A 23188-nucleotide genomic window follows, 5' to 3' on the forward strand; every position below is an offset into this window, starting at 1 on the left:
GCTTCTTCGCCGCCGACGATCCCGAGCGCGCAGGATGTGATCCATGATGATGAAGTTGCCCATTCCTGCGCGCTCGGGATCGTCGGCGGCGAAGAAGCTGTAGATCATCGACAGGCCGTCCGCCTGCCGGTCGGTGAGGCAGGCACCGACCAGGCGGCCGCGGCTGCCGTCGATGGCGGGCTCGCGATACTCCACGATCAGCGAGTCGACGGGGGAATGCTCGACCATGTCGGCATAGTCGTCCTCGTCCATGCCCGACATGCCGCCGCCGGGATGGCGGAGCGAGAGATAGCGGCGCAGCAGTTGATACTGCTCGTCGGTAGCCCAGGGACGGCAGGCGGTCACCTGAAGATCGGCGTTGCGTTTCAGCAGCTTGCGCTGGCTGGCATTGGGCACGAATTCGCCGCTGACGATGCGCACCGAGACGCAGGCGGCGCAGCCGCTGCATGACGGGCGGTAGGCGACGCTCTGGCTGCGGCGGAAACCGATGCGGCCGAGCGCGTCGTTCAACTCGCCGGCGTGGACACCGTTAAGCTCGGTGAACACCTTGCGCTCCTGCCGGCCCGGCAGATAGGGGCAGGGGGCGGGCGAAGTGACAAAGAAGCGCGGAAAACGGAAAGGCGCGGTCACCGCCGACGAGTCCCCAAAACTGGCATGCGAAACAGCCTAGCTGTTAAACCTATATGAGTGGTGCATGCCGGCTTGGAAAGCGGCACGATCAGGCGAGTTCGACCTGGCTTGTCTCATATCCGGCCGTGCGGAGCGCCGCGATCAGCCGGTCGAGATGCGCGCGGTCGCGGGTTTCGCATTCGATGTCGGTGATGAGGCCCTTGGCGGGCAGGGTGGTGAAGACGCGCTGGTGATACACCTCGATGATGTTGACGCGTTCCTGGTCGAAAATGCGCGCGACGTTGAACAGCGCGCCGGGCTGATCCTGAAGCCGGATGCGCAGGCGCGCAAGCCGGCCGGAGCGGGCGAGGTCGCGCAGCAGCACGTTGGCGAGCAGCCGCGTGTCGATATTGCCGCCGCACAGCACGATGCCGATGGTGCGACCGTGGAAGCGACCGGGATGTTGGAGCAACGCGGCGAGACCGGCGGCGCCGGCGCCCTCGACCACCGTCTTCTCGATCTGGAGCAGCAGGCTGACCGATTCCTCCAGGCAGCGTTCACCGACCAGCACGATGTCGTCGACGGTGTTCGCGATCACCCGTGCGGTGATGCCGCCCGGTTCCTTGACCGCAATGCCCTCCGCCAGCGTATCGCCCGCGCACGGCAGGTCGGTGCCGCGGATGCGGTTGTACATCGAGGGGTAGAGTTCGGCCTGCACGCCGACGACCTCGATCGGGCGATCGGCCGCCTTGGCGACGGTGGCGATGCCCGAGATAAGACCGCCGCCGCCGATCGGGATGACGAAGGTGTCGATTTCCGGCACGTCCTCCAGCATTTCCAGCGCGGTGGTGCCCTGACCGGCGATGATGCGGGGATCGTCGAAGGGATGGACGAAGGTGTAGCCGCGCTCGCCCTCCAGCACGCGCGCATGGGCGTAGGCGGCGTCGAACGTGTCGCCTTCGAGGACGACGGTGGCGCCGTGGCTCTCGGTCTGGACGATCTTCACGATCGGCGTGGTGCGCGGCATGACGATCGTGGCGGGTACGCCCAGACGATTCGCATGATAGGCGAGCCCTTGCGCATGATTGCCGGCCGACGCCGCGATGACGCCCTTGGCACGCGCTTCATCCGAGAGTTGGAGCAGCGTGTTGAGCGCGCCGCGCTCCTTGTAAGCCGCGGTAAACTGTAGGTTTTCGAACTTCAGATAGACCGTCGCGCCGGTCAATGCGGACAGCGTGCGGCTGAGCAGGGTCGGCGTTCGCACGATCGCGTCGCCAATGCGCGCCTGCGCGGCCCGGATATCGGCGATCGTGACGGGCGGTGCTGCCTGAACGGCGGGTTGCGTAGCCATGGGGGGCGGGACTAGCCGATATAGGGCAGGAGGTGAACAGCGTTGCGGTGGAGGGGCGATGCCGAAGTGGTTCCTGTCGTGGAAAGTGGCGGCGGCGGTGATCCTGGCCGGGCTGGCGGTGGGGGCGCTGGATCTTGGCATCCGGGGCTATGCGGTGGTGCATGATCCGCGGGACCTGTTGGTCGGGGCGGAGATCGAGGATGCCGACGGGCCGCGGCCGATGCGCGAATTCGCGACGGGCCATTATGCCGGGCGGCCACGCGGCGACGGGACGTTCCGGCTCCGTTGCCGGTCGGGGCTGGTGATCCAGCGCGGCTACGTCACCGCCGGGATGAAGGAGTCCTATACGGTCAGCGCGGACGATTGCCGGCGGCCCGCCTGAAACGCGCGCTTCCCAGCTTGGCCCGGGGCGATTAGGAGAACCGGCCATGGCAAAGCTGGCATTTATCGGCATGGGCGTGATGGGCGCCCCGATGGCGGGGCATCTGGTCTCCGCCGGACATGAGGTCACCGTCTTCAACCGGACCCGCGCCAAGGCGGACGGCTGGGCGGACAAGTATGGCGGCGCGGTGGCGGATACGCCGGCAGATGCCGCGCGGGGTGCCGATGCGGTGTTCGCCTGCGTCGGCAATGACGACGATCTGCGGCAGGTGACGCTGGGCGAGGACGGCACGTTCGGCGCGATGCGCGAGGGCGCGCTGTTCGTGGACCACACCACCGTTTCCGCCGCGATCGCGCGCGAACTGGCCGAGGCGGGCGCGGGCAGGGGGCTGATGGTGGTCGATGCGCCGGTATCGGGCGGACAGGCGGGGGCCGAGAACGGCAAGCTGTCGATCATGTGCGGCGGCACCGCCGAGGCGCTCGCGGTCGCCGAGCCGTTGATGCAGGCCTATGCCGCGCGGATCGTCCATGTCGGTGAGGCGGGTGCGGGCCAGCAGACCAAGATGTGCAACCAGATCGCGATTGCCGGCGTCATCCAGGGCGTGGCGGAAAGCCTGCGCTTTGCCCAGAAGAGCGGGCTGGATGCGGCCAAGGTGCTGGAGGCGATCTCCGGCGGCGCGGCGCAAAGCTGGCAGATGGTGAACCGTTGGGAATCGATGGCCGACGATCGCTTCGACTTCGGCTTCGCGATCGACTGGATGCGCAAGGATCTGGGGCTGGCGCTGGACGAGGCCAAGCGCATCGGCGCGGTGCTGCCGCTGACCGCGCTGGTCGATCAATTCTATGCCGAGGTGCAGGGAATGGACGGCGGCCGCCAGGATACCAGTGCGATCGTGCGGAGGCTGCCCCGGTGAGATTCAAGATGCGTCTGATCGCGGCGTTGCTGGCGACGCTGGCGCCTGTCCCTGCGCTGGCCGATGCGCTGGTCGACAATGTCAACGGCATCACGCTGGACAAGGACGGCCGCGTCGTCCGCTTCAACGGGCTGCTGCTGTCGCTGGACGGGAAGGTGACGAAGCTGTTGTCGGCCAAGGACAAGCGGCCGGAGAAGCTCGACTGGCGCGCCGACATGAAGGGTCGCACGCTGATCCCCGGCTTCGTTGATGCGCATGGGCACATCATGGAACTGGGCTTCCGCCAATTGGAGCTGGACCTGTCCGATGCGCGCTCGCTGGACGAAGCCAAGGCGCGGATCGCAGCCTATGCAGCGGCCAATCCGGAGCGCAAATGGATATTGGGTGGCGGCTGGAACCAGGAGGCGTGGGGGCTGGGGCGCTTCCCGACGGCGGCCGACCTGGCGGGCGTGGCGGGGGATCGGCCGATCTTCCTGTCGCGCGTCGATGGGCATGCCGCCTGGGCGAACGAGGCGGCGATGAAGGCGGCGGGGGTGACGGCGAAGAGCGTGTCGCCGGCCGGTGGGCGGATCGAGAAGACGGGGGCGCAGCCGTCGGGCGTGTTCGTCGATGCGGCGCAGAGCCTGATCACCAAGGTGATTCCGCAACCGCTGGGCAAGGAGCGCAACACCGCGTTCGTGAAGGCACAAGGCGTGCTGCTGAGCCACGGCATCACCGCGACCGCGGACATGGGCACGTCGCTGGACGACTGGATGACCTATCGCCGGATGGGCGACCGGGGCGACCTGCGCGTGCGCATCATGAGCTATGGCGGCGGCATCGACGACACGGTGCGGATCGGCGGCACCGGGCCGACGCCGTGGCTGTATAACGACCGGCTGCGGCTGGTGGGCGTGAAGCTGTACGGTGACGGCGCGCTGGGATCGCGCGGCGCCTGGCTGAAGGCGCCCTATGCCGATGCGCCGGACCAGAGCGGATTGGGCTTCATGTCGGACGACGTGATCCGCAACCTAATGGTGCGCGCGTCGATGGACGGATATCAGGTCGCGGTGCACGCGATCGGCGACCGCGCCAATGCGCAGGTGCTGGATGCGATCGACGAACTGGCCGACACCTTCAAGGGCGATCGGCGCTGGCGGATCGAACATGCGCAGATCGTCGATCCGGTCGACCTGCCGCGCTTCGGCAAGCATGGCGTGATCGCGTCGATGCATCCGGTGCATCAGACCAGCGACTGGCGGATGGCGGAGGTCCGGCTGGGGCCGAACCGGCTGGCGGGCGCCTATGCGTGGAATTCGATGCTGAAGAACGGGTCTCGGCTGGCCTTCGGGTCCGACTATCCGGTGGAGAGCCCCGATCCGTTCGCGGGCTGGGCGGCGGCGTTCACCCGCATGGGGGCGGATGGGCAGCCATTCGGCGGATGGCAGCCGCAGGAGCGGATCACGCGGGAGCAGGCGTGGCGGGCGTTCACGGCGGACGCGGCCTATGCGGGCTTTGCCGAGGACAAGTTCGGGCGGCTTGGTGCCGGGCAGCGGGCGGACTTCATCATCGTCGACCGCGATCCGCTGGAGGTGGGGCCGAGCGAACTCCGCGCGACCAAGGTGCAGGAGACCTGGATCGGCGGGGAGAAGGTTTGGGAGCGGAAGTAGGGGCGCTGTTCACCCAACACTGGCCCGCTGCCGTGAGGCAGCGGGAAGGGTGAGGAGTAGACCAGCAGAGTGACGCTGCTTGGCAGCCCCTCACCCTCCCTCTCCCCGGAGGGGAGAGGGGATTACGTTCAGGCGACGGCCGCCTCTACCGGCTGGCCGACCTCGTCCGGTTCGCGCAGGACGTAGCCGCGGCCCCAGACGGTTTCGATATAGTTCTCGCCGTCGCAGGCGAGGCTCAGCTTTTTGCGCAGCTTGCAGATGAAGACGTCGATGATCTTCAGCTCGGGCTCGTCCATGCCGCCATAGAGGTGGTTGAGGAACATTTCCTTGGTCAAGGTCGTGCCCTTGCGGAGCGAGAGCAGCTCCAGCATGGCATATTCCTTGCCGGTCAGGTGGACGCGGGCGCTATCGACCTCGACCGTCTTGGCGTCCAGGTTGACCGCCAGCTTGCCGGTGCGGATGACCGACTGGCTATGGCCCTTGGACCGGCGGACGACGGCGTGGATGCGCGCGATCAGTTCCTCGCGGTGGAACGGCTTGGTAACGTAATCGTCGGCACCGAAGCCGAAGCTGCGCACCTTGGAATCCATCTCGTTGACGCCGGACAGGATCAGCACCGGGGTCGAGACCCGCGCGACGCGCAGCCGCTTCAGCACGTCATAGCCATGCATGTCGGGCAGGTTCAGGTCGAGCAGGATGATGTCGTAATCATAGAGCTTGCCGAGGTCCAAGCCCTCTTCGCCAAGATCCGTCGTATAGACGTTGAAGCCTTCGGTGGAGAGCATGAGCTCGATCGCCTTGGCGGTCGTCGGCTCGTCCTCGATCAGCAGTACGCGCATCAGGCATTCCCCTGTCGGTCTATTCCACGTCGGAAATCCACCGAACCCGGCGGTCGACCCTTTGATTCATTAACCACGCCATCAGTGAACGCCAAAGGTTAATTGATGCCTAAGTGGGTTTGTTATCTTTGTCGTCGCGGCGCAGCCAGGCACCGGGGCCGAGCAATGTATTGTGCTCGGCGCGCGGAATATCCTCGCCCAACACCTCACGAAGGTACAGGCTGCGCACCAGGGTGAAGATGACCACCAGCAGTGCCGCGGAGAAGAAAAGCCCGAACAATCCGAAGATTACGCCGACCGCAATGATGGCGAACAGGGTAACCGCGGGCGGGATCGCAACGACGCGGCTGGTGACGAAGGGGGTGATGGCGTTGGTCTGGATGATGCGCACGACGCCGAAGGTGACCAGCGTACCGATGATCGCACTGTCGCCGTGGGTGGTGGCGGCAAGACCCAAAGCGGGCAGCATCGCGGCGATCGGGCCGACATAGGGGACGAACTCGCTGAGGCCCGTCAGCAGGCCGAGCGCGGCGGCAGACGGCACGCCAGCGATCCACAAGCCAAGACCGACCAGCACGCCCATCGTGGTCATCTGGATCAACTGCGCGCGCAGCCACAGGCGCAGGGTGGAGGCGGTATCGAACAGCGCATCCTCCACCGCGCGGCGCTTGGGCCGGGGAATGAGGAACAGGAAGCCGCGCTCATAGACCTTGGGATCGGCGGCGAAGAACAAGGCGCCGACAAGGAGGAGCAGGCAGTTGAGGATGAACTCGCCCGCGCCCGTCGCGATGCCGCCGACATCCTGCGCGACACGGCTGCCGGCATAGGCGGCCTGCACCGCATCGACGACCTTGGCACCAACCGGCGACTGCCCCGCCCATGCCTCCAGATCGCCGAGCAGCGAGGGAAGTTGCGTGACGAGCGTGTTGAGTTGTTGACGAAATGCGACGCCGAACAGCCAGCCAAGGAAGCCGATCACCGCCAGCACGGTGATGATCGCCATGCTGAGCGAGCGCTTCGGCCCGACTGGCAAATGATCGCGGTACAGGTCGGCGATGGCGTGGATGACGATCGCACCCAATATGGACCCGAAAGCCAGGATCAGCAGATCGCCGGCGCGGTAGAGCGCCGCGGTGATGCCGATGATGAGGATGGTGAGGACGACGCGGCGAATATAGCGCGCATCCTCCTCGTCCGGGGTCAGGCGGCTCATCGACCCACTCCGCACGGATCGCGGACATGATCGGCGAGATAGCCGATCAGCGCCTCGACGCGAGCCGGGCGCAAGGGGCTGGGCGGCGTCAGCAGGTGCAGCCCGATCGCCGGCGGCGCCCAGTCTGGCAGGATCTCCACCACCCGGCCATCGGCCAGATACGGCCCGATGATGAAGCCCGGCAGGCGCGCGATGCCGATGCCGGCCAGAAGCGCGGGGACCAATGCGTCGCCGCTGTTGGCGCTGAGCGGCCCTTCGGCGCGGACCGCGACCTCGGCGCCGTCGGCGCGGCGGAAGCGCCACGGCCCGGTGACGTTGGAATAGCCAAGCAGCCGGTGTTCGCCCAGCTCGGCCGGATGCGCGGGGCAGCCATGTTCGGCCAGATAGCCGGGCGAGGCGATGATATGCGTCGAGATGCTGCACAGCCGGCGCGCGCGCAGGCTGCTGTCGGGCAGGTCGGCGATGCGCAGCGCGATATCGAATCCTTCGGCGACGATATCGATCCGCGAATCGGACAGGCTGAGTTCGATCTCGATCCCCGGATGGGCTTTCAGGAAATCGGCGAGTAGCGGCGCGATATTGGCGACGCCGAATGACATGGGGGCGGCCAGGCGGACGCGGCCGGTGGGGGCGCTGGCGGCATGATGCGCGGCCTCCTCGGCGGCGCGTGCCTCGGCAAGAATGCGCGCGGCGTGTTCGGACAAAGGCTTGCCCGCCTCGGTCAGCGCAAGCCGGCGCGAGGTGCGGTGGAACAGCGACTGGCCCAGTTGCGCCTCCAGCCGGGTGATCGCCTTCGACACGGTGGCCTTGGAAAGCCCGATCGCCTCTGCCGCGGCACTGAACGAGCGGTGTTCGACGACCGCCGCGAAGATCGCCCAGGCTTCCAGATCCGGCAGGCGCATGACGTTAACCCTTGTTGATCGCGCGCCCAAGTTAATACGCGAAACGATTGGTTTCCAGCGTTTCCGTTTACGCGATCGATGCGGTGCTTATCTTGGCTGCAACCAACGGGAGCATGACATCATGACCACCGACACACGGACCACCATCGATCGCCGCCCCTTCGACACGCTGGGCCATGCCGATCATGGCTGGCTGAACGCACGGCATCATTTCTCCTTCGCCAACTACTATGATCCCGCCCGGATGGGTTGGGGCGCGATCCGGGTGTGGAACGACGACGAGATCGCCGCGAATGCCGGTTTCCCGCCGCATCCGCATGCCGACATGGAGATCATCACCTATGTCCGCTCCGGTGCGATCACGCATCAGGACTCGCTCGGCAACAGCGGGCGTACCGCGGCGGGCGACGTGCAGGTGATGAGCGCCGGCACCGGCGTGCGCCACGCCGAATATAATCTGGAAGGCGAAACGACGCGGATCTTCCAGATCTGGATCGAGCCGCGCCGTCGCGGCGGCCAGCCGAGCTGGGGCGCCAAGCCCTTCCCCAAGGGCGAGCGTTCCGGGCGGTTCGTGACGCTGGCGAGCGGCTTTGCCGATGATGGCGATGCGCTGCCGATCCGGGCGGATGCCCGCGTGCTGGGTGCGACGCTGAAGGCCGGCGAAAGCGTCGAACATACGGTGGGCGAGGGGCGTCATGCCTATCTGGTGCCCGCAACCGGGCGGATCACCATCGACGGTGTCGCGTTCTCCGCCCGTGACGGTGCTGCGCTGAGCGGCGGCCAGAGCGTGACCATCACTGCGGTCGAGGATGCCGAGATCGTCCTCGTCGATGCCGCATAATCCCTTTCATTCCCTCCACGAAGGAAGCCGATCATGACCAAGGTACTCGTTCTCTATTATTCGTCCTACGGCCATATCGAGCAGATGGCGGACGCCATTGCCGAGGGCGCGCGTGCCGGCGGGGCCGAGGTGGATATTCGCCGCGTGAAGGAAACCGCGCCGGCCGAGGTGGTCGCCGCCGCCCATTTCAAGACCGATGCCGCGCACCCCGAGATCGAGGGGCCGGATGCGCTGACCAACTATGATGCGGTGATCGTCGGCGCGCCGACCCGTTATGGCCGGATGCCCAGCCAGATGGCAGCCTTCTGGGACACGACGGGCGGCGTTTGGATGAAGGGCGGCCTGGTCGGCAAGGTCGGCGGCGCGTTCACCTCCACCGCCAGCCAGCATGGCGGGCAGGAAACGACGTTGTTCTCGATCCTGACCAACCTGCTGCATCATGGCATGACGATCGTCGGGCTGGATTACGGCTTTTCCGGCCTGAACGGCGTCAGCGAGGTGATGGGCGGCACGCCCTACGGCGCCAGCACGATCGCGGACGGCGATGGTAGCCGCCAGCCGAGCCAGGTCGAACTGGACGGTGCGCGTTACCAGGGCAAGCGTATTGCCGAGACGGCGGCAAAGCTGCGGGGGTGATCGTGTTACGCCCTCTCCCCGCCGGGGAGAGGGCGCATGCTGCGTCGCTACCTGCGCCTGCGTTTGTCCTTTTTAGGCTCGCGCGCAGGCGCCACCGTTGGAACCGGCGGCTGGCTGGATACGGTGACCTTGACCGGATCGGGTACCGCCGGATTGGCCGGGAATGCGGCGCGGGCCTTTGCAAAGATGAAGCGGGCGCGGGCCGCCCCCGGTGCGGTCGCAGTGGCGCCGACCCAGCGCCAATGCCAGGGTTCCCATTTCACCTGCTGCTTGTTGCCGGCGGGAAAGCTCAATTCGAATCCGTATTTCGGGCCGTTCGCCATCAGCCAGCGAAAGGCCGGGGTCGCCGCCATGCATGCCTCCGCATCGGGGCAGTTCGGTGAGGGGCGGACGGCGAAGTCGATCGCATAGCCGGTCGTGTGTTCGCTATGCCCGGGCGGTGCGACCGAGATTGCACGCAACGATGCGTCGCCCGGCTGTTCGCGGCAGAAGACGTTGCTCTGCCGAATGATCGCGCGGTGGCAGGACAGGCCGCGCAGCGAGCCCGTGACCGCGGGATCGCCTGCCGCGGCGGCGATCAGCCGCTGGAGATCGGGCAGCATGTCGCGCCGGATCATGCAGCGCTGACCAAGGGCGAAGCCTTCCGGCGCCTCCACCAGCTCGTCGCGCAATACGTCGCCGTACGGGAAATGGCCCAGCACGCGGCCATCGGCGGACGGCTTCAGCCCGGTGCCCTCGCAAATCTGTGCCGCGGCCAGCCCCGGCGCGAGAAGAAGCGACAGGACGGGGAGCAGAACAGGCGACGGGCGGAGCATCATGATCCACAGGCTCTGGCATGTGCGCGCACTCGGTGGCAAGGGAGCCCCATCATGCATGGTGACCGCGTACTCTTTATCGACGGCGAAGCGCTGGTGATCGACAAGCCCGCCGGGCTGCCCGTCGATCCCCCGCGCGATGGCGCCATCAGTCTGGAAAACCATCTGGACTCGCTCCGCTTCGGCTTCCAGCGCTGGCCGCAGCCGGTACACCGGCTGGACCGCGACACCAGCGGCTGCCTGCTGCTGTCGCGCAATCCCAAGGCGCATGCGCGCTTCCAGCAGGCGTTCGAGGGCGGGCTGGTAGAGAAGCGCTATCTGGCGGTGCTGGACGGGCTGGTAGAGGGGGAGGGCGTGATCGACCTTGCGCTTGCCAAGGTCTCCACGCGCGAGGCCGGGTGGCGCATGGTGGCGGATGCCAACGGCAAGGCGGCACGCTCGGGCTGGCGCGCGATCCGGCAGGAGGGCGGGCGCACGCTGGTCGAGTTCCGGCCGGAGACGGGGCGCACGCACCAGATCCGTGTCCATGCCGCCGCCGGCCTGGGCGTCGCGGTGGTCGGCGATCCGGTGTATGGGCGGGCAGATGCAGCGGGCATGCTCCTCCACGCCGCGGACCTGAAGATCGATCGCGGGACAAAGGATCCGATCGTGGCGAGCGCGCCGGTGCCCGAACGCTTCGGGATCTTTGCCGCATAGTCGTCCGATGGTCGCCATTCCCGTCACCCGCTCCATCTCCATCGACAGCGACGAGCTGATCGAAACGGCGACGCGTTCGGGTGGCGCCGGCGGGCAGCATGTGAACACCACCGACTCGGCGGTGGTGCTGCGCTTCGATGTGGTGAATTCGCCCAGTCTGCCGGAGATGGTGAAGCGGCGGCTGATCGAACTGGCGGGGTCGCGGCTGACGCGCGAGGGGGTGCTGGTGCTGCGCGGCGAGTCGAGCCGGTCGCAGCACATGAACCGCGAGGAGGTGCGCGAGCGGTTGCTGGCGCTGATCCGCGATGCGACCTTCGTGCAGAAGAAGCGCCGTCCGACGCGGCCGACCCGCGCCTCGCAGACCCGCCGGGTGGATGCCAAGAAGGGGCGCAGCACGATCAAGGCCGGGCGCGGCAAGCCGCGGCTCGACTGAGCCGCTCAGGCGGGCGGCAACTCTTCCAGCAGGCATGGCGGGCGATCACGCCGGACCATGATCCCGGCACGGAACGGCGCCTGATCGCGGTCATACCATGAAGCGGGGCGAAAGCCGTCCGGCGTCGCCAAGGGTGCAGGCCGTGGCGGCGGCTCGACCGGATCTGGCATTGCAAACTCTCCCATCGATCCCCGGTGTACCAAGATGCAAGCCAGGTGCATCCGGAAAAATCCCTGAGCTTCCCGCTTTGTTGCAAGCGCACGGCGTGTTCGGGTGGCGAAGCGGTTTGCATCGTGTCGGGGCCGGCCTACATGGCGGTGCATGTACCAGTTCGATATCGCCGCCGGCTCCAAGGCGGAGCTTTACCGCGACCTGCACGCCGCGCTCGATGCGCTGACCACGGGGGAGCGCGATGCGACCGCCAACATGGCGAACGCGGCCGCGCTGATCTGGCAATATCTGCCCGACCTGAACTGGTCCGGATTCTACCGGATGGTGGAGGGCGAACTGGTGCTGGGGCCGTTCCAGGGGAAGGCGGCGTGCATCCGCATTCCGCTGAACAAGGGCGTGTGCGGCGCGGCGGCGGCCAGCGGCGAGACGCAGCGCGTCGCCGACGTCCATGCCTTTCCGGGACATATCGCATGCGATGCGGCGAGCCGGTCGGAACTGGTGGTGCCGATCGTTGTGGATGGCCGGGTGCTGGGCGTGCTGGACCTGGACAGTCCGTCGCCCGACCGCTTCGATGCCGAGGACCAGCAGGGGTGCGAGGCGCTGATGGCGTTGCTCGCGCCGCGGCTCGGCTAACCGTCTCGCGCGGCCCAAATCGGGACGGCGGCGGGCGCTTCTCGCGCTGCGCGGGGTCATGGTAAGCAACCTGTAAACCGGCTGCCGCGTTGGCGGGGCTGACAACAGGGAGACAGGCGACCATGCGGACGCTGCTGCTCGCGAGCGCGGGTATCATCACGGCGATCAGTGGCGGGGCGCAGGCCCAGCGGGCACCGGGCGCGAGCTATCCGCCGCCGGGTGCGAACGTGCCGGCGCCCCTGCCGCCTGCAAATCGGCCGACCGCCAGCCATCGCCCGGCACCGCTGCCCGCCGCACAGCCTTCGGCCGCACGCTGGGGCAGCATGGTGGATGGTCGCTGGTGGGGCGGGGCGAATGCGCCGGGTGGCTGGAACGCGTATCGCCGCCCGGTGCGCGGCGTCGCGCTGCCGCCTTACTGGGTATCGCCACGCTTTACGGTGAGCGACTGGAACAGCTATGGTCTGGGCGAGCCCGCCCGGGGGCGTCGCTGGGCGCGCTATTATGACGATGCGGTGCTGATCGACGATCGTGGCACGGTGTATGACACGGTGGGCGATATCGACTGGACGGGTGCGCGTCGCCGTGACGAGTTCGTGCGCGACGACCGTCGCTATGCCGAGCGGGCGCCGGCTCGCCGCGACGACGCATGGCGCGGTGATCGCCGCGGCGGCGACGGCCTGACCGGGGCCGCCATCGGCGCAGTGGCAGGCGGCGTCGCCGGCAACGTCATTGCGGGGCGCGGCAATCGCCTGGGCGGGACGCTGATCGGCGCCGGTGTCGGCGCCGCGGGCGGCTATGCCATCGATCGATCGCGCAGCCGGGGACGCCGGGCGGAACCCGGCTACGACTATCCGGTCGCACCCGATTACGGTGATGATTACGGATCCGACTATGACCCCTATTATGACGACGGCTATGCACCGCCGCCTCCGCCCCCGGTCGCCCCGGCGGTGACGACGGTGCAGGGGGGCGCACCTTGGGTGTCGCCCGACGGGCGCACCACGGTGACGACGACCACCGCGGGCGGTTATCCGGCGGGCGGCTATTATTATCCGGGCACGACCACCACCACGGTGGTGGTGCAGAGTGCGCCGGTGGTCACCACCACCACGACCGAGGTGTATGAAGACCGGGTCCGCTACACGCCGCGTACCGTGGTTCGGCGCAAGACCAAGCTGCTGCGCCGTTAGGCGTTCATGCCCGTCCCCCAGGTCGGGGACGGGCGTGAGGCGTCAGCGGCCTTCGCGACCTGCGAAGGTGACCAGGCTTTCCGCGCCATCGGCGCCGATCGCGGACACGCCGACAAAGTGATCGTCGACCGGCACCTGTGCCAGCAAGGTTTCGGTTTCGCTCACTTCGCGCGACTGGCTCCAACTTTGCGTGTCGTTGCGGCGCCAATGGACGCGGTAGCGCACCGCGCCGGGCACGGCTGCCCATTTCACCGTCGTGTCGCGCGACAGGGCTCCCGCGATCGAGGCGTTGGCGGGGGCGGCGGGCGCAGCGGCCAGGCGTTGCAGCGTGGCGACGTTCACCGCGGTGACCTTGGCCAGATAGGGAAAGTCCATCTTGTCGATCGTGTCGCCGAACACGGTGCCGGACTCGGTACGCAGATCCTGGTGCTGCGCGTCCCAATCCTCGTTCGCCACCGAGAAGCGGATCGCGGGGTAGCCGAGCTTCAGGAACGGTTCGTGGTCGCCGCCGCGCCCGAAGCGGTCGGGGCGGCGATCGAGAAACACGTCGACGCCGCGTGGGCCGAGATCGTCGGCGATTCCGTCGATCGCCTTGGCCAGTGCGCGGCTGGGTCCGTCATCCTCGCCACCCTCCGACCGGCGGCGCTGTTGCTGGGCCAGATCCTCGGACGAGCGGATGCCTTCGGAGAAGACGCGCACCCAGCGCGCCTCGCGCTTGCCGCCCTGGCCCATGGTGTTGCCGACAATGTCGTTGTTGAGCATCGCCGAGACCTGCCAGCCGCGCGTCTTTGCCGTGTCGGCGAGCAGGGTCGCGCCCCACAGGCCCTGTTCCTCGCCGGAGAAGACCGCATAGACGATCGTCGCATCGAACTGCTTGCCCGCCAGCAGGCGCGCGGCCTCCAGCACCAGCGCGACGCCCGATGCGTCGTCGTTGGCGCCGGGCGCATCGTCGGTGAAGTTCATCACGTCGGTGACGCGGCTGTCGATATGCGCGCCGACGATCACGACGCGATTGGGATCACGGCCGCGCTGGATGCCCAGCACATCCTCCACCATCACGCCGTTCGGCGCGCGTGGCCCGGTGAAGGAGCGGTTGATCCGTTCGACCGTGATGCAGCCGCCGCAGGTCGCACCGATCTCCTCGAACTGCGCCGCCGCCCAGTCGCGGGCGGCGCCGATGCCGCGCTTGGGATCGGTGGTGGTCGACAAGGTGTGGCGCGTGCCGAAGCCGACAAGGGCGGCGACGTTGGCTTTCAGCCGGGGTATGGAAGGCGCGGGGGCGGCGGCCGGCGTTGCGGCGGCGAGGAGCAAGGCTGCGATCATGGACCGACCGTGCCAAGGTGCGAGAGACGTGGCAACAATCTCGCTCAGGCGATCAGCTCAACCGATCGATCGCCTCCAGGCTGAGCGAGCCGGGGATGATCATCACCGGCACGGGAAGCGCGCCCGCATCGGTGCCGGAAAAATGCGTGACCAGCGCGCCCGGTGCGCCGCTGGCCGCCGCACCCAGCACCAGCGCGGCGATCTCGGGATTGCCGGCGATCATCTCCCGGATGATCCTGGGGCCTTCCCCCTCGCGTACGGTGATCGAGGGGCGCAGGCCCGATTCCTCGAACAGCGTGCCCGCCGCGCCCTGCACCAACGCCTCGGCATGGTGACGGGCCTCCTCCTCGATCGTGGCCTGGACGCCGCCGAACGCGATGAACTCCTGCGGAGGGAGCAAGGTGAGGATTTCGACCCCGCCATTCGTCTTCACCGCACGGCGTGCCGCGAAGCGCAGCGCGATCTCCGCCTCGGGCGTATCGTCCACGACGACCAGATAGATGCGCATGCCGTTCCCCTTGAGTTCCCCCTGTGGATGGCGCCTCCACCGTTTTCGCGCAAGGCCGTGACTTGACCCTGACGGCTTGGGGCGCGAGAGACGGGGCCGCTACGGAATTCGTTTTCCCCGAGAGGACCTCCATGTCGATCGAGATCAAGATGCCTGCTTTGTCCCCGACGATGGAGGAAGGCACGCTGGCCAAATGGCTCGTCAAGGAAGGCGACACGGTGAAGTCGGGCGACATCATGGCCGAGATCGAGACCGACAAGGCGACCATGGAGTTCGAGGCGGTCGATGAAGGTACGATCGCCAAGATTCTGGTGGCCGAGGGCACCGACAATGTGAAGGTCGGCGCGGTGATCGCCATTCTGGCCGAGGAAGGCGAGGACGCATCGTCGGTTGAGGCGCCGAAAAAGGCGGAAACGCCCGAGCCGACCGACCCCGAGTTCAAGGGCCGCCCCGACCCCAGCGATCCCAACAAGACCGGCAGCGAAGCCAAGCCGGCCGACCGCACTAGGCAAGACGCCGAGGATCATGGCCGCCCCGCCGATGCGGGTGCCGCCAAGCCGGCGCAGGGCGGTGGCTCGTCCTCGGGTGACCGGGTGAAGGCCAGCCCGCTGGCGCGCCGCATCGCAGCCGACAAGGGGCTGGAGCTGTCGGCGATCGCCGGCACGGGTCCGAACGGGCGGATCGTGAAGGCGGACGTCGAGGGCGCCAAGCCCGGCGCGCAGACCAAGAGCGCGCCCGCCGCATCGGCACCTGCCGCCGCTCCCGCGGCCGAGGCACCTGCCGCGGCACCCAAGGCTGCGCAGATCCCGGATATTCCGCATGAGGCGACCAAGCTGTCCAACATGCGCAAGACGATCGCGCGCCGCCTGACCGAATCGAAGCAGCAGGTGCCGCACATCTACCTGACGGTGGATATCCGCCTGGACAAGCTGCTGAAGCTGCGCGGCGACCTGAACGCCAGCCTGGAGTCGCGCGGCGTGAAGCTGTCGGTCAACGACATGCTGATCAAGGCGCTGGGCGTGTCGCTGATGGCGGTGCCGAAGTGCAACGTGATGTTCACGCCGGACCAGCTCATCACCTTCCAACGCGCCGACATCTCGGTCGCGGTGTCGACGCCCGCAGGGCTGATCACCCCGATCGTGACGGAGGCGGATACGCGCTCGCTGTCGTCCATTTCGACCAAGATGAAGGATCTGGCCGGCCGTGCGCGCGACAACAAGCTGAAGCCCGAGGAATTCCAGGGCGGCACCGCGTCGATCTCGAACATGGGCATGTTCGGCATCAAGCAGTTCGAGGCGGTCATCAACCCGCCGCAGGGCATGATCCTGGCGATCGGTGCGGGCGAGAAGCGTCCGTACATCGTCGATGGCGAGCTGGGCGTGGCGAGCGTGATGTCGGCCACCGGCAGCTTCGACCACCGCGCGATCGACGGCGCGGACGGCGCGGAGTTGATGAAGGTGTTCAAGGAGCTGGTCGAGAACCCGCTCGGCATGCTCGCCTGACGACGGCATGCCGATGCGTACCGCGATCGAGCTGTTCTACATCGTCGCCGGGCTGGTCGTGGCGCTTGCCATGACCTGGGCCGCCGCCTGGGCCTATCCGCTGGGTCGCGAGGTGATCTGGTGGTGCGGCGCGGCGGCGATGGTGGCGACGATCGCGATGGGTGTCGGCCCGCTGCGCCGCGCCCGCGCGATCGATCGCGGGGTACGGGCATGAGCAGTCTTCCGGGCGTGCTGCCGGAAGGCGCGCCGACCATCCGCGTCACCGCGATGCCCGCCGATGCCAATCCTTATGGTGATATCTTCGGCGGCTGGCTGATGGGCCAGATGGATCTGGCCGCGGGCTCGGTCGCGTCGCGCCATTCGGGCGGCCGCGCCGTCACGGTCGCGGCGGAGGGGATGAAGTTCCACCGCCCGGTGATCGTCGGCGACGAGGTGTCGGTCTATGCCACGCTGGTGGCGACGGGCTCCACCTCGATGACGATCGATGTCGAGGCATGGCGCCGCAGCCGGCACAAGGAAGAAGCCTTCATGGTGACGCAGGCGCGCTTCGTCTTCGTCGCGATGGGCGAGGATCGCCAGCCGCGGCGCGTGCCGCCGATGGATGAAAATATTTTGTAAGTACGCATCAAATCCATGCTGGAGGTAAGGGCGCTAATATGGCCGTAGAAGGACGCCGCGATACAATAATATACAAGATTATTGTGCCTATCGCCGGTGCCATTCTTGGGGCTGTCGCGGCCACTTGGATTCGATCGGCATCCGTGGATAACTCCCAATTAGGTGACATCACGGCACTTATTAGGGATGGATCGTTGACGCCTGCCCAAAAATTGCAGGCCCTTCAAATATATCGTGAGATTACAGATCGTCCTTGGTCTGTGATTCGATCATTAGTAACTTCATTAACATTTGTACTTGGTGCGCTAGGAATGGCGTGGGCGGTACGCATTCAGAATCGATAGAGAAAGGTTGGAGCCGATTATGGCTGACAATTATGACCTCATCGTCCTCGGCTCCGGTCCGGGTGGCTATGTTGCGGCGATCCGGGGCGCACAGCTCGGGCTGAAGGTCGCGATCGTGGAGCGCGAGCGGCTGGGCGGTATCTGCCTCAACTGGGGCTGCATTCCGACCAAGGCGCTGCTGCGCTCGGCCGAGGTCTATCATTACATGACGCACGCCGCGCAGTACGGGCTGTCGGCGGAGAAGCCGTCCTTCGACCTGGGCAAGGTGGTGGACCGCAGCCGCAAGGTCGCAGGCCAGCTCAATGCCGGCGTCAAGGGCCTGATGAAGAAGAACAAGGTGACGGTGCATGAGGGCGTCGGCACGCTGACGGGGAAGGGCAAGCTTTCCGTCAAGCAGGGCGACAAGACCGTCGAGCTTGAGGCCAAGCACATCATCGTCGCCACCGGCGCGCGTGCCCGTGACCTGCCGTTCGCCAAGGCGGATGGCAAGCGCGTCTGGACTTATCGCCACGCGATGGTGCCCGAGGAGATGCCGACCAAGCTGCTGGTCATCGGATCGGGTGCGATCGGCATCGAGTTCGCGAGCTTCTACAACGACATGGGCGCGGACGTCACCGTCGTGGAGATGATGGACCGCATCCTGCCGGTCGAGGATGCCGAGGTCAGCGAGTTCATGGCCAAGCAGCTCACCAAGTTCGGCATGACGCTGAAGATCAAGGCCGGGCTGGAAAAGCTGGAGGCGACCGGATCGGGTGTGAAGGCGTCGATCAAGACCGCCGACGGCAAGGTCGAGACGACCGAGTTCAGCCATGCGATCGTTGCGATCGGCATCGTCCCCAACACCGAGAATATCGGTCTGGAGTCGCTCGGCGTGAAGACGGAGCGCGGCCATATCGACACCGATGGCTATGGCCGCACCAATGTCGACGGCATCTGGGCGATCGGTGACGTCACCGGCGCGCCCTGGCTGGCGCACAAGGCGAGCCATGAGGGCGTCATCGCCGCCGAGGCGATCGCGCAGGCGCTGGGCAACAAGGACGTGCATCCGCATGCGATGGACAAGGGCAACATCCCGGGCTGCACCTATTCGCGGCCACAGGTCGCTAGCGTCGGCCTGACCGAAGCCAAGGCCAAGGAAGCCGGCTACAGCGTGAAGGTTGGCAAGTTCCCCTTCATCGGCAACGGCAAGGCGATCGCACTGGGCGAGGCGGAAGGCTTCGTGAAGACGGTGTTCGACGCCAAGACGGGCGAGTTGCTCGGCGCACACATGGTGGGCGCGGAAGTGACCGAGATGATCCAGGGCTATGTCGTCGCCCGCCAGTTGGAGACGACCGAGGCCGAGCTGATGGAGACGGTGTTCGCGCACCCCACCATCTCCGAATCGATGCACGAATCGGTGCTATCCGCCTATGGGCGCGCCATTCACATCTGAGCCTGTCGGATTGCAGGAACGGGGGTGGGAAGTGTCATGCTTCCCGCCCCTTTTTTGTGTGTGCGCTGCTGTTCCGCGCGCGTCCTTTCTGCAATCCTTGCCGGACAGCTTTGTTCTCTTCCTTCCTCACCGGAGTTCTGATGCGATTAGCGATCCTTGCCGCGCTGTTCCTTGCCACGCCGGCGGCGGCGGAAACCGTGGTGGTCACCGGGGCGCGGATGCTGGACGTGGAGGGCGGGCGCATCACGCAGCGCCCCGTCATCACGATCACCGACGGGCGGATCACCGCGATCGGCGGCGCGGCGCCGGCGGACGCCAGGCGTATCGACCTGGGTGACGTGACGATCCTGCCCGGACTGATCGACATGCATGTCCATCTGGATGCCGATGCGCGGATCAGCGGCTATCGCCGGCTCGAATATACCGACAGTTTTTGGGCCGCGGTGGGCGTGGCCAATGCCAAGTCGATGCTGGAGGCGGGCTTCACCACGGTGCGCAATGTCGGTGCCGAGAATTACAATGATGTCGGGCTGAAGCAGGCGATCGAGCGCGGTTATGTGCCGGGGCCGCGGATCGTGCCGTCGGGTTATGCGCTGGGGGCGACGGGCGGGCATTGCGACGGGACGGAGAGCCTGCCGCCGAGCTTTCAGGACGTGCCCAACCCGGCGGTGGCGGATGGCCCCGATGCTTATCGCCGGCTGGTGCGCACGATGCGCAAATATGGCGCGGAGGCGATCAAGATCTGCGCGACGGGCGGTGTGCTGTCCAAGCGCGATGCGCCGGGCGCGCAGCAGATGAGCCTGGACGAGATGAAGGCGGTGGCGGACGAGGCGCACATGCTGGGCATGAAGGTCGCCGCGCACGCGCACGGCACCGCAGGCATCAACGACGCACTGCGTGCCGGGATCGACACGATCGAGCATGCCAGCCTGGCCGATGCGGAGTCCTTTCGACTGGCCAGGGACAAGGGCGCCTGGTTCTCGATGGATATCTATGACGACGACTATATTCTGGCGGAGGGCGCCAAGAACGGCGTGCATGAGGAAAGCCTGGCGAAAGAGCGTGCGATCGGGCGCAAGCAGCGCGAGACGTTTCGCGATGCGCACCGCGCAGGCGTGAAGATGATCTTCGGCACCGACAATGGCGCGGTCTTCCCGGCCGGGCAGAATGCACTGCAATTCACCAAGATGGTGGAATGGGGCATGACCCCGATCGAGGCGATCCGGGCGGCGACCACCAACGCCGCAGCGGCGCTGGCGCGGGACGATGTCGGCGCGATCGCGGTGGGCCGCTGGGGAGATCTGGTCGCAGTGAAGGGTGATCCGCTGGCCGACGTGCGGGTGCTGGAACGGCCGGTGGCGGTGATCAAGGGGGGCGTGCGCGCGAAATGAGGATGCTGCTGACCATGCTGGGCCCGGCGATCGGATTGGTCGCGCTGACCTTCGTCATGGCGTTCGTGCTGCTGAGCGCAAGACTGCGTCACATGAAGGCGCATCCGCCGCGGCGCGAGGATTTCGCCAGCGGCGAGGCGGCGGCACGATACTTCTCGGCGGTCGCGCTGCCCGCGGACAATGTGCGTAACCTGTTCGAGATGCCGGTGCTGTTCTATGCGCTGGTGCCGCTGCTGCTGTTCACCGGCCATGGCGGGATCGCGCAGGTGCTGCTCGGGTGGATCTATGTGGTGCTGCGCGCGCTGCACAGCCATGCGCATGTCACCGGGGCGACCGTCCGGCGCTTTCGCCTGTTCCTGATGTCGATGGCGGTGCTGCTGGCAATGTGGATCGGCTTCGCGATCGACCTGCTGCTGTCGCAACCCTGATCGCCGTGCCGGCGTTTGCCAGCGTCAAAGGAGTTTGATGATGGCCGACGATCACGAGACGATCTGGAAGGACTTTGGCGAGGCGGTGAACATGACGCCGTCGGAGCTGGAGAAATTCCTCGATACCGACGAGTCGAAGGAGGTCGGCTGGAAAGGCGAGGATGGCGACGGCGCGGGTGAGAGCGTCGGCCACAAGTCGGGCAAGCGGATCGTGGAGATCAAGCGCAAGAAGAAGGCGGACCTGACCGACGACGATTATGCCCACATGAAGAAGGTCGTCGGCTATGTACACCGCCATCTGAAACAGGGCGGCCCGGCGGACGACAAGGAACATTCGCCGTGGCGCTATTCGCTGATGAACTGGGGGCACGACCCGTCAAAGACATAGGCCGTGAGGTTTCCCTCCCCCGAGGGGGAGGGAAAAAGGATCAGGCGGCGACGTCGTAGGGCTTGATCTCGCCGGCGAGATAGAGGTTGCGGGCCTTGGCGCGGCTGAGCTTGCCCGAGGACGTGCGGGGCAGGGTGCGCGGCGGGATCAGCTCGATCACGCAGTTCATGCCGGTGACTGCGCGGACGCGCTCGCGGATTTCCTCGCGCAGTCGCAGGCGCTCGGCCTCGTCGGAACTGCGGCACTGGACGAGGACGGCGGGAGTTTCCTCCCCGCCCGGCGTGGTGATCGCGAAGGCGGCGATATCGCCGGCCTTGAAGCCGGGAAGCTGCTCCACCGCCCATTCGATGTCCTGCGGCCAGTGGTTGCGGCCGTTGACGATGATCATGTCCTTGGCACGGCCGACGATGTAGATGTAGCCGTCCGACATATAGCCCATGTCGCCGGTGTCGAGCCAGCCATCGACCATGCAGGCGGCGGTCGCCTCCGGATCGCGGAAATAGCCGACCATCACCGACGGCCCCGAGCACCAGACCTTGCCGATCGCGCCTTCGGGAAGCGGCGTGCCGTCTTCCTCGCGGATCTCGACCGCCATGTCCCGGACGGGCTTGCCGCAATTGACGATGGCGCGGAAGCGCTGCGGCCGGCGCTCGTCATTGGCGGCGCCGGAAAGCTGGGTCTCCTCGACCAGTTCGACGCGGATGCCCTCGCCCGGCGGCATGATCGAGACGGCCAGCGTCGCTTCCGCCAGGCCGTAGGAGGGCAGGAAGGCGGTCGCCGGGAAGCCGGCATCGGCAAAGGCGTCGACGAAGCTCTGCATCACGTCCGGCCGGATCATGTCCGCGCCGTTGCCGGCCAGGCGCCAGCGCGACAGGTCGAACCGGTCCGCGGCCTTGGTCTGGCTGGACATGCGGCGCGCGCAGATGTCGTAGCCGAAGGTCGGCGAATAGCTGATCGAGGTGCCGGTGTTGCGGGTGATGAGGTCCAGCCAGGCGAGCGGGCGGCGGGCGAAATCCTCGGTCTTCAGATAATCGGTCGACACCTGGTTGGCGACCGGCGACAGGAAACAGCCGACCAGCCCCATGTCGTGATACCAGGGCAGCCACGAGATGCAGCGATCGGTGCCGATCAGCGCCATGCCGTGCGCGTGAGCCGCCAGGTTGTTGAGCAGCGCGCGGTGGGTGATCGCCACGCCGTGCGGGAAGCGGGTCGAGCCGCTGGAATATTGAAGATAGGCGATCGCCTCCGCATCCGCGCTGGGCAGCGGCGCATCGGGCGCGGGACGGATGGTGAATTCGGACCAGTCGATCCCCTCTACCCCGGCGAGCGCGGCGGCTTCGCCGGCCATCGGTGCCAGCTCGGGCGGGTAGATCAGCATGCGCGGATCGCAGGAGGAAAGCTGCACGCGGAGCTGTTCGATATAGGAGCCGCGGCCGCCGAACGAAGTCGGCAGGGGCAGCGGCACCGGCCATGCACCGGCATAGACGACGCCGAAGAACAGCGCGGCGAACTCGGCGCCCGTTTCCGCGACCAGCGCGATCCGGTCCTCCGGCTTGATCCCGGCAGCGATCAACCGGCGGGCATAGTCCAGCGCGTCCTGGCGAAGCTGGGCAAAGGAATAAGGACGCAGCAGCGTACCGCGCGCGTCATGAAAATTAAGGCCGCGGTTACCCGTGGCGGCGTAATCCAGTGCCTCGCCCAGCGTTTCGAAGTCGGCGAAACGGCGCGGCAGCGCATCCTCGGTCGGCGTCGCGACGGGCGCGCCGGCGTCGTCCTGATGGTGCTGGTTGCTCATGTCCCTTGCCTTCGTTCCTTGCTGCGCCCGCCTGATTGCAGGTCTGTGCGACCGCTCCTGTGGCGGCTTTGCACGTTCTCATTCCTGCGTCACTGTGGCACAAACAAGGCGTGTCTGCCGAGCGCCGCCTGCCGAAGCCCCTGGATGATGCTGCGTTGGAGCGGCTGGCGCTGCGTTATGTGGAGC

Annotated in this window: 26 protein-coding genes; 16 read left to right on the plus strand and 10 right to left on the minus strand. The window is 66.9% G+C overall.

Features of this window, described 5'->3' with window-relative positions; genetic code table 11:
• Both Q0U08_RS06125 and Q0U08_RS06130 read right to left on the minus strand, forming a co-directional pair.
• On the minus strand, positions 1 to 630 hold a 630-nt coding region (locus tag Q0U08_RS06125), incomplete at its 3' end, for an arginyltransferase (protein WP_298090389.1).
• An 88-nt stretch (positions 631 to 718) separates the two neighbouring features.
• The gene (locus Q0U08_RS06130; protein WP_298090390.1) at positions 719 to 1960 is read right to left on the minus strand and encodes a threonine ammonia-lyase; all 1242 of its coding nucleotides are present in this window, start codon (positions 1958 to 1960) and stop codon (positions 719 to 721) included.
• A 58-nt stretch (positions 1961 to 2018) separates the two neighbouring features.
• Between Q0U08_RS06130 and Q0U08_RS06135 the strand changes: the two genes are divergently transcribed.
• From Q0U08_RS06135 to Q0U08_RS06145, 3 genes are read left to right on the plus strand one after another with little or no spacing between them, the layout of a single operon-like run.
• Positions 2019 to 2342: a hypothetical protein gene (locus Q0U08_RS06135; RefSeq protein ID WP_298090391.1), complete on the plus strand. Its 324-nt coding sequence runs from the start codon at positions 2019 to 2021 to the stop codon at positions 2340 to 2342.
• 46 nt (positions 2343 to 2388) lie between these two features.
• Complete coding sequence (locus Q0U08_RS06140; protein WP_298090392.1) at positions 2389 to 3255, plus strand: NAD(P)-dependent oxidoreductase; 867 nt, start codon at positions 2389 to 2391, stop codon at positions 3253 to 3255.
• Positions 3256 to 3263: 8 nt separating this feature from the next.
• Positions 3264 to 4904, plus strand: coding sequence for an amidohydrolase (locus Q0U08_RS06145; RefSeq protein WP_298090413.1), 1641 nt, complete (start codon positions 3264 to 3266; stop codon positions 4902 to 4904).
• Between the two features lie 128 nt (positions 4905 to 5032).
• On the opposite strand, the gene ctrA is transcribed toward Q0U08_RS06145, so the two are convergent.
• The 3 genes from ctrA to Q0U08_RS06160 all read right to left on the minus strand — a co-directional run bounded on the left by ctrA (position 5033) and on the right by Q0U08_RS06160 (position 7858).
• The gene (gene ctrA / locus Q0U08_RS06150) at positions 5033 to 5743 is read right to left on the minus strand and encodes a response regulator transcription factor CtrA (RefSeq protein ID WP_112383408.1); all 711 of its coding nucleotides are present in this window, start codon (positions 5741 to 5743) and stop codon (positions 5033 to 5035) included.
• Between the two features lie 109 nt (positions 5744 to 5852).
• The gene (locus Q0U08_RS06155) at positions 5853 to 6956 is read right to left on the minus strand and encodes an AI-2E family transporter (protein ID WP_298090393.1); all 1104 of its coding nucleotides are present in this window, start codon (positions 6954 to 6956) and stop codon (positions 5853 to 5855) included.
• On the minus strand, positions 6953 to 7858 hold the full coding sequence (locus tag Q0U08_RS06160) for a LysR family transcriptional regulator (protein ID WP_298090394.1): 906 nt from the start codon (positions 7856 to 7858) through the stop codon (positions 6953 to 6955). Before Q0U08_RS06160 ends, Q0U08_RS06155 begins: the two co-directional genes overlap by 4 nt.
• A gap of 121 nt (positions 7859 to 7979) precedes the next feature.
• Here Q0U08_RS06160 and Q0U08_RS06165 point away from each other — a divergent pair, with 121 nt between their 5' ends.
• Together Q0U08_RS06165 and wrbA are read left to right on the plus strand one after the other, a co-directional pair.
• Positions 7980 to 8699 carry a pirin family protein gene (locus Q0U08_RS06165; protein ID WP_298090395.1) on the plus strand — a complete coding sequence of 240 codons (720 nt, stop codon included), beginning with the start codon at positions 7980 to 7982 and terminating at the stop codon, positions 8697 to 8699.
• Between the two features lie 33 nt (positions 8700 to 8732).
• Positions 8733 to 9335 carry an NAD(P)H:quinone oxidoreductase gene (gene wrbA, locus Q0U08_RS06170; RefSeq protein WP_298090396.1) on the plus strand — a complete coding sequence of 201 codons (603 nt, stop codon included), beginning with the start codon at positions 8733 to 8735 and terminating at the stop codon, positions 9333 to 9335.
• Positions 9336 to 9382: 47 nt separating this feature from the next.
• On the opposite strand, the gene Q0U08_RS06175 is transcribed toward wrbA, so the two are convergent.
• Positions 9383 to 10153, minus strand: coding sequence for a M15 family metallopeptidase (locus Q0U08_RS06175; RefSeq protein ID WP_298090397.1), 771 nt, complete (start codon positions 10151 to 10153; stop codon positions 9383 to 9385).
• 51 nt (positions 10154 to 10204) lie between these two features.
• Here Q0U08_RS06175 and Q0U08_RS06180 point away from each other — a divergent pair, with 51 nt between their 5' ends.
• Both Q0U08_RS06180 and arfB read left to right on the plus strand, forming a co-directional pair.
• Positions 10205 to 10846 (plus strand): RluA family pseudouridine synthase, encoded by a 642-nt coding sequence (locus tag Q0U08_RS06180; RefSeq protein ID WP_298090398.1) that lies wholly within the window; start codon positions 10205 to 10207, stop codon positions 10844 to 10846.
• Between the two features lie 7 nt (positions 10847 to 10853).
• Positions 10854 to 11279 carry an alternative ribosome rescue aminoacyl-tRNA hydrolase ArfB gene (gene arfB, locus Q0U08_RS06185; protein WP_298090399.1) on the plus strand — a complete coding sequence of 142 codons (426 nt, stop codon included), beginning with the start codon at positions 10854 to 10856 and terminating at the stop codon, positions 11277 to 11279.
• A 5-nt stretch (positions 11280 to 11284) separates the two neighbouring features.
• On the opposite strand, the gene Q0U08_RS06190 is transcribed toward arfB, so the two are convergent.
• Positions 11285 to 11449, minus strand: coding sequence for a hypothetical protein (locus Q0U08_RS06190; protein ID WP_298090400.1), 165 nt, complete (start codon positions 11447 to 11449; stop codon positions 11285 to 11287).
• 151 nt (positions 11450 to 11600) lie between these two features.
• Here Q0U08_RS06190 and Q0U08_RS06195 point away from each other — a divergent pair, with 151 nt between their 5' ends.
• Both Q0U08_RS06195 and Q0U08_RS06200 read left to right on the plus strand, forming a co-directional pair.
• A complete protein-coding gene (locus Q0U08_RS06195; RefSeq protein WP_298090401.1) occupies positions 11601 to 12083 on the plus strand; it encodes a GAF domain-containing protein in 483 nt (160 codons plus the stop codon).
• Positions 12084 to 12205: 122 nt separating this feature from the next.
• The gene (locus Q0U08_RS06200) at positions 12206 to 13273 is read left to right on the plus strand and encodes an RcnB family protein (protein ID WP_298090402.1); all 1068 of its coding nucleotides are present in this window, start codon (positions 12206 to 12208) and stop codon (positions 13271 to 13273) included.
• A gap of 42 nt (positions 13274 to 13315) precedes the next feature.
• On the opposite strand, the gene Q0U08_RS06205 is transcribed toward Q0U08_RS06200, so the two are convergent.
• Positions 13316 to 14596: a M20/M25/M40 family metallo-hydrolase gene (locus Q0U08_RS06205; RefSeq protein ID WP_298090403.1), complete on the minus strand. Its 1281-nt coding sequence runs from the start codon at positions 14594 to 14596 to the stop codon at positions 13316 to 13318.
• A gap of 52 nt (positions 14597 to 14648) precedes the next feature.
• A complete protein-coding gene (locus Q0U08_RS06210) occupies positions 14649 to 15104 on the minus strand; it encodes a universal stress protein (RefSeq protein WP_298090404.1) in 456 nt (151 codons plus the stop codon).
• A gap of 131 nt (positions 15105 to 15235) precedes the next feature.
• On the opposite strand from Q0U08_RS06210, the gene Q0U08_RS06215 reads away from it, so the two are divergent.
• From Q0U08_RS06215 to Q0U08_RS06245, 7 genes are all read left to right on the plus strand, one after another.
• Positions 15236 to 16606 carry a pyruvate dehydrogenase complex dihydrolipoamide acetyltransferase gene (locus tag Q0U08_RS06215; RefSeq protein ID WP_298090405.1) on the plus strand — a complete coding sequence of 457 codons (1371 nt, stop codon included), beginning with the start codon at positions 15236 to 15238 and terminating at the stop codon, positions 16604 to 16606.
• Positions 16607 to 16619: 13 nt separating this feature from the next.
• Entirely contained in the window at positions 16620 to 16820 is a 201-nt protein-coding gene (locus Q0U08_RS06220; protein ID WP_298090406.1) for a hypothetical protein, read from the plus strand.
• On the plus strand, positions 16817 to 17224 hold the full coding sequence (locus Q0U08_RS06225) for an acyl-CoA thioesterase (protein WP_298090407.1): 408 nt from the start codon (positions 16817 to 16819) through the stop codon (positions 17222 to 17224). Before Q0U08_RS06220 ends, Q0U08_RS06225 begins: the two co-directional genes overlap by 4 nt.
• A gap of 363 nt (positions 17225 to 17587) precedes the next feature.
• The gene (gene lpdA, locus Q0U08_RS06230; RefSeq protein WP_298090408.1) at positions 17588 to 19000 is read left to right on the plus strand and encodes a dihydrolipoyl dehydrogenase; all 1413 of its coding nucleotides are present in this window, start codon (positions 17588 to 17590) and stop codon (positions 18998 to 19000) included.
• A 140-nt stretch (positions 19001 to 19140) separates the two neighbouring features.
• Complete coding sequence (locus tag Q0U08_RS06235) at positions 19141 to 20391, plus strand: amidohydrolase family protein (protein ID WP_298090409.1); 1251 nt, start codon at positions 19141 to 19143, stop codon at positions 20389 to 20391.
• Positions 20388 to 20819: an MAPEG family protein gene (locus Q0U08_RS06240; RefSeq protein WP_298090410.1), complete on the plus strand. Its 432-nt coding sequence runs from the start codon at positions 20388 to 20390 to the stop codon at positions 20817 to 20819. Before Q0U08_RS06235 ends, Q0U08_RS06240 begins: the two co-directional genes overlap by 4 nt.
• Before the next feature lie 40 nt (positions 20820 to 20859).
• On the plus strand, positions 20860 to 21207 hold the full coding sequence (locus Q0U08_RS06245) for a DUF3140 domain-containing protein (RefSeq protein WP_298090411.1): 348 nt from the start codon (positions 20860 to 20862) through the stop codon (positions 21205 to 21207).
• A gap of 40 nt (positions 21208 to 21247) precedes the next feature.
• Here the strand turns inward: Q0U08_RS06245 and Q0U08_RS06250 are convergent, their stop codons facing one another.
• Entirely contained in the window at positions 21248 to 23002 is a 1755-nt protein-coding gene (locus Q0U08_RS06250; RefSeq protein WP_298090412.1) for a fatty acyl-AMP ligase, read from the minus strand.
• Positions 23003 to 23188: the final 186 nt, after the last annotated feature.

The sequence above is a fragment of the uncultured Sphingomonas sp. genome (assembly GCF_946477935.1).
In the GTDB taxonomy this organism is placed as follows: Bacteria; Pseudomonadota; Alphaproteobacteria; order Sphingomonadales; family Sphingomonadaceae; genus Sphingomonas.

Excerpts from the sequence above, each read along its gene's own strand:
- Q0U08_RS06140 (WP_298090392.1), top strand. The coding sequence starts at position 2,389 with ATGGCAAAGCTGGCATTTATCGGCATGGGCGTGATGGGCGCCCCGATG.
- Q0U08_RS06160 (WP_298090394.1), bottom strand. The coding sequence starts at position 7,858 with ATGCGCCTGCCGGATCTGGAAGCCTGGGCGATCTTCGCGGCGGTCGTC.
- Q0U08_RS06210 (WP_298090404.1), bottom strand. The coding sequence starts at position 15,104 with ATGCGCATCTATCTGGTCGTCGTGGACGATACGCCCGAGGCGGAGATC.
- Q0U08_RS06225 (WP_298090407.1), top strand. The coding sequence starts at position 16,817 with ATGAGCAGTCTTCCGGGCGTGCTGCCGGAAGGCGCGCCGACCATCCGC.
- lpdA (WP_298090408.1), top strand. The coding sequence starts at position 17,588 with ATGGCTGACAATTATGACCTCATCGTCCTCGGCTCCGGTCCGGGTGGC.
- Q0U08_RS06190 (WP_298090400.1), bottom strand. The coding sequence starts at position 11,449 with ATGCCAGATCCGGTCGAGCCGCCGCCACGGCCTGCACCCTTGGCGACG.
- wrbA (WP_298090396.1), top strand. The coding sequence starts at position 8,733 with ATGACCAAGGTACTCGTTCTCTATTATTCGTCCTACGGCCATATCGAG.
- Q0U08_RS06235 (WP_298090409.1), top strand. The coding sequence starts at position 19,141 with ATGCGATTAGCGATCCTTGCCGCGCTGTTCCTTGCCACGCCGGCGGCG.
- Q0U08_RS06165 (WP_298090395.1), top strand. The coding sequence starts at position 7,980 with ATGACCACCGACACACGGACCACCATCGATCGCCGCCCCTTCGACACG.
- Q0U08_RS06245 (WP_298090411.1), top strand. The coding sequence starts at position 20,860 with ATGGCCGACGATCACGAGACGATCTGGAAGGACTTTGGCGAGGCGGTG.
- Q0U08_RS06205 (WP_298090403.1), bottom strand. The coding sequence starts at position 14,596 with ATGATCGCAGCCTTGCTCCTCGCCGCCGCAACGCCGGCCGCCGCCCCC.
- Q0U08_RS06200 (WP_298090402.1), top strand. The coding sequence starts at position 12,206 with ATGCGGACGCTGCTGCTCGCGAGCGCGGGTATCATCACGGCGATCAGT.
- Q0U08_RS06135 (WP_298090391.1), top strand. The coding sequence starts at position 2,019 with ATGCCGAAGTGGTTCCTGTCGTGGAAAGTGGCGGCGGCGGTGATCCTG.
- Q0U08_RS06145 (WP_298090413.1), top strand. The coding sequence starts at position 3,264 with ATGCGTCTGATCGCGGCGTTGCTGGCGACGCTGGCGCCTGTCCCTGCG.
- Q0U08_RS06240 (WP_298090410.1), top strand. The coding sequence starts at position 20,388 with ATGAGGATGCTGCTGACCATGCTGGGCCCGGCGATCGGATTGGTCGCG.
- Q0U08_RS06195 (WP_298090401.1), top strand. The coding sequence starts at position 11,601 with ATGTACCAGTTCGATATCGCCGCCGGCTCCAAGGCGGAGCTTTACCGC.
- Q0U08_RS06155 (WP_298090393.1), bottom strand. The coding sequence starts at position 6,956 with ATGAGCCGCCTGACCCCGGACGAGGAGGATGCGCGCTATATTCGCCGC.
- arfB (WP_298090399.1), top strand. The coding sequence starts at position 10,854 with ATGGTCGCCATTCCCGTCACCCGCTCCATCTCCATCGACAGCGACGAG.
- ctrA (WP_112383408.1), bottom strand. The coding sequence starts at position 5,743 with ATGCGCGTACTGCTGATCGAGGACGAGCCGACGACCGCCAAGGCGATC.
- Q0U08_RS06175 (WP_298090397.1), bottom strand. The coding sequence starts at position 10,153 with ATGATGCTCCGCCCGTCGCCTGTTCTGCTCCCCGTCCTGTCGCTTCTT.
- Q0U08_RS06220 (WP_298090406.1), top strand. The coding sequence starts at position 16,620 with ATGCGTACCGCGATCGAGCTGTTCTACATCGTCGCCGGGCTGGTCGTG.
- Q0U08_RS06180 (WP_298090398.1), top strand. The coding sequence starts at position 10,205 with ATGCATGGTGACCGCGTACTCTTTATCGACGGCGAAGCGCTGGTGATC.
- Q0U08_RS06250 (WP_298090412.1), bottom strand. The coding sequence starts at position 23,002 with ATGAGCAACCAGCACCATCAGGACGACGCCGGCGCGCCCGTCGCGACG.
- Q0U08_RS06130 (WP_298090390.1), bottom strand. The coding sequence starts at position 1,960 with ATGGCTACGCAACCCGCCGTTCAGGCAGCACCGCCCGTCACGATCGCC.
- Q0U08_RS06215 (WP_298090405.1), top strand. The coding sequence starts at position 15,236 with ATGTCGATCGAGATCAAGATGCCTGCTTTGTCCCCGACGATGGAGGAA.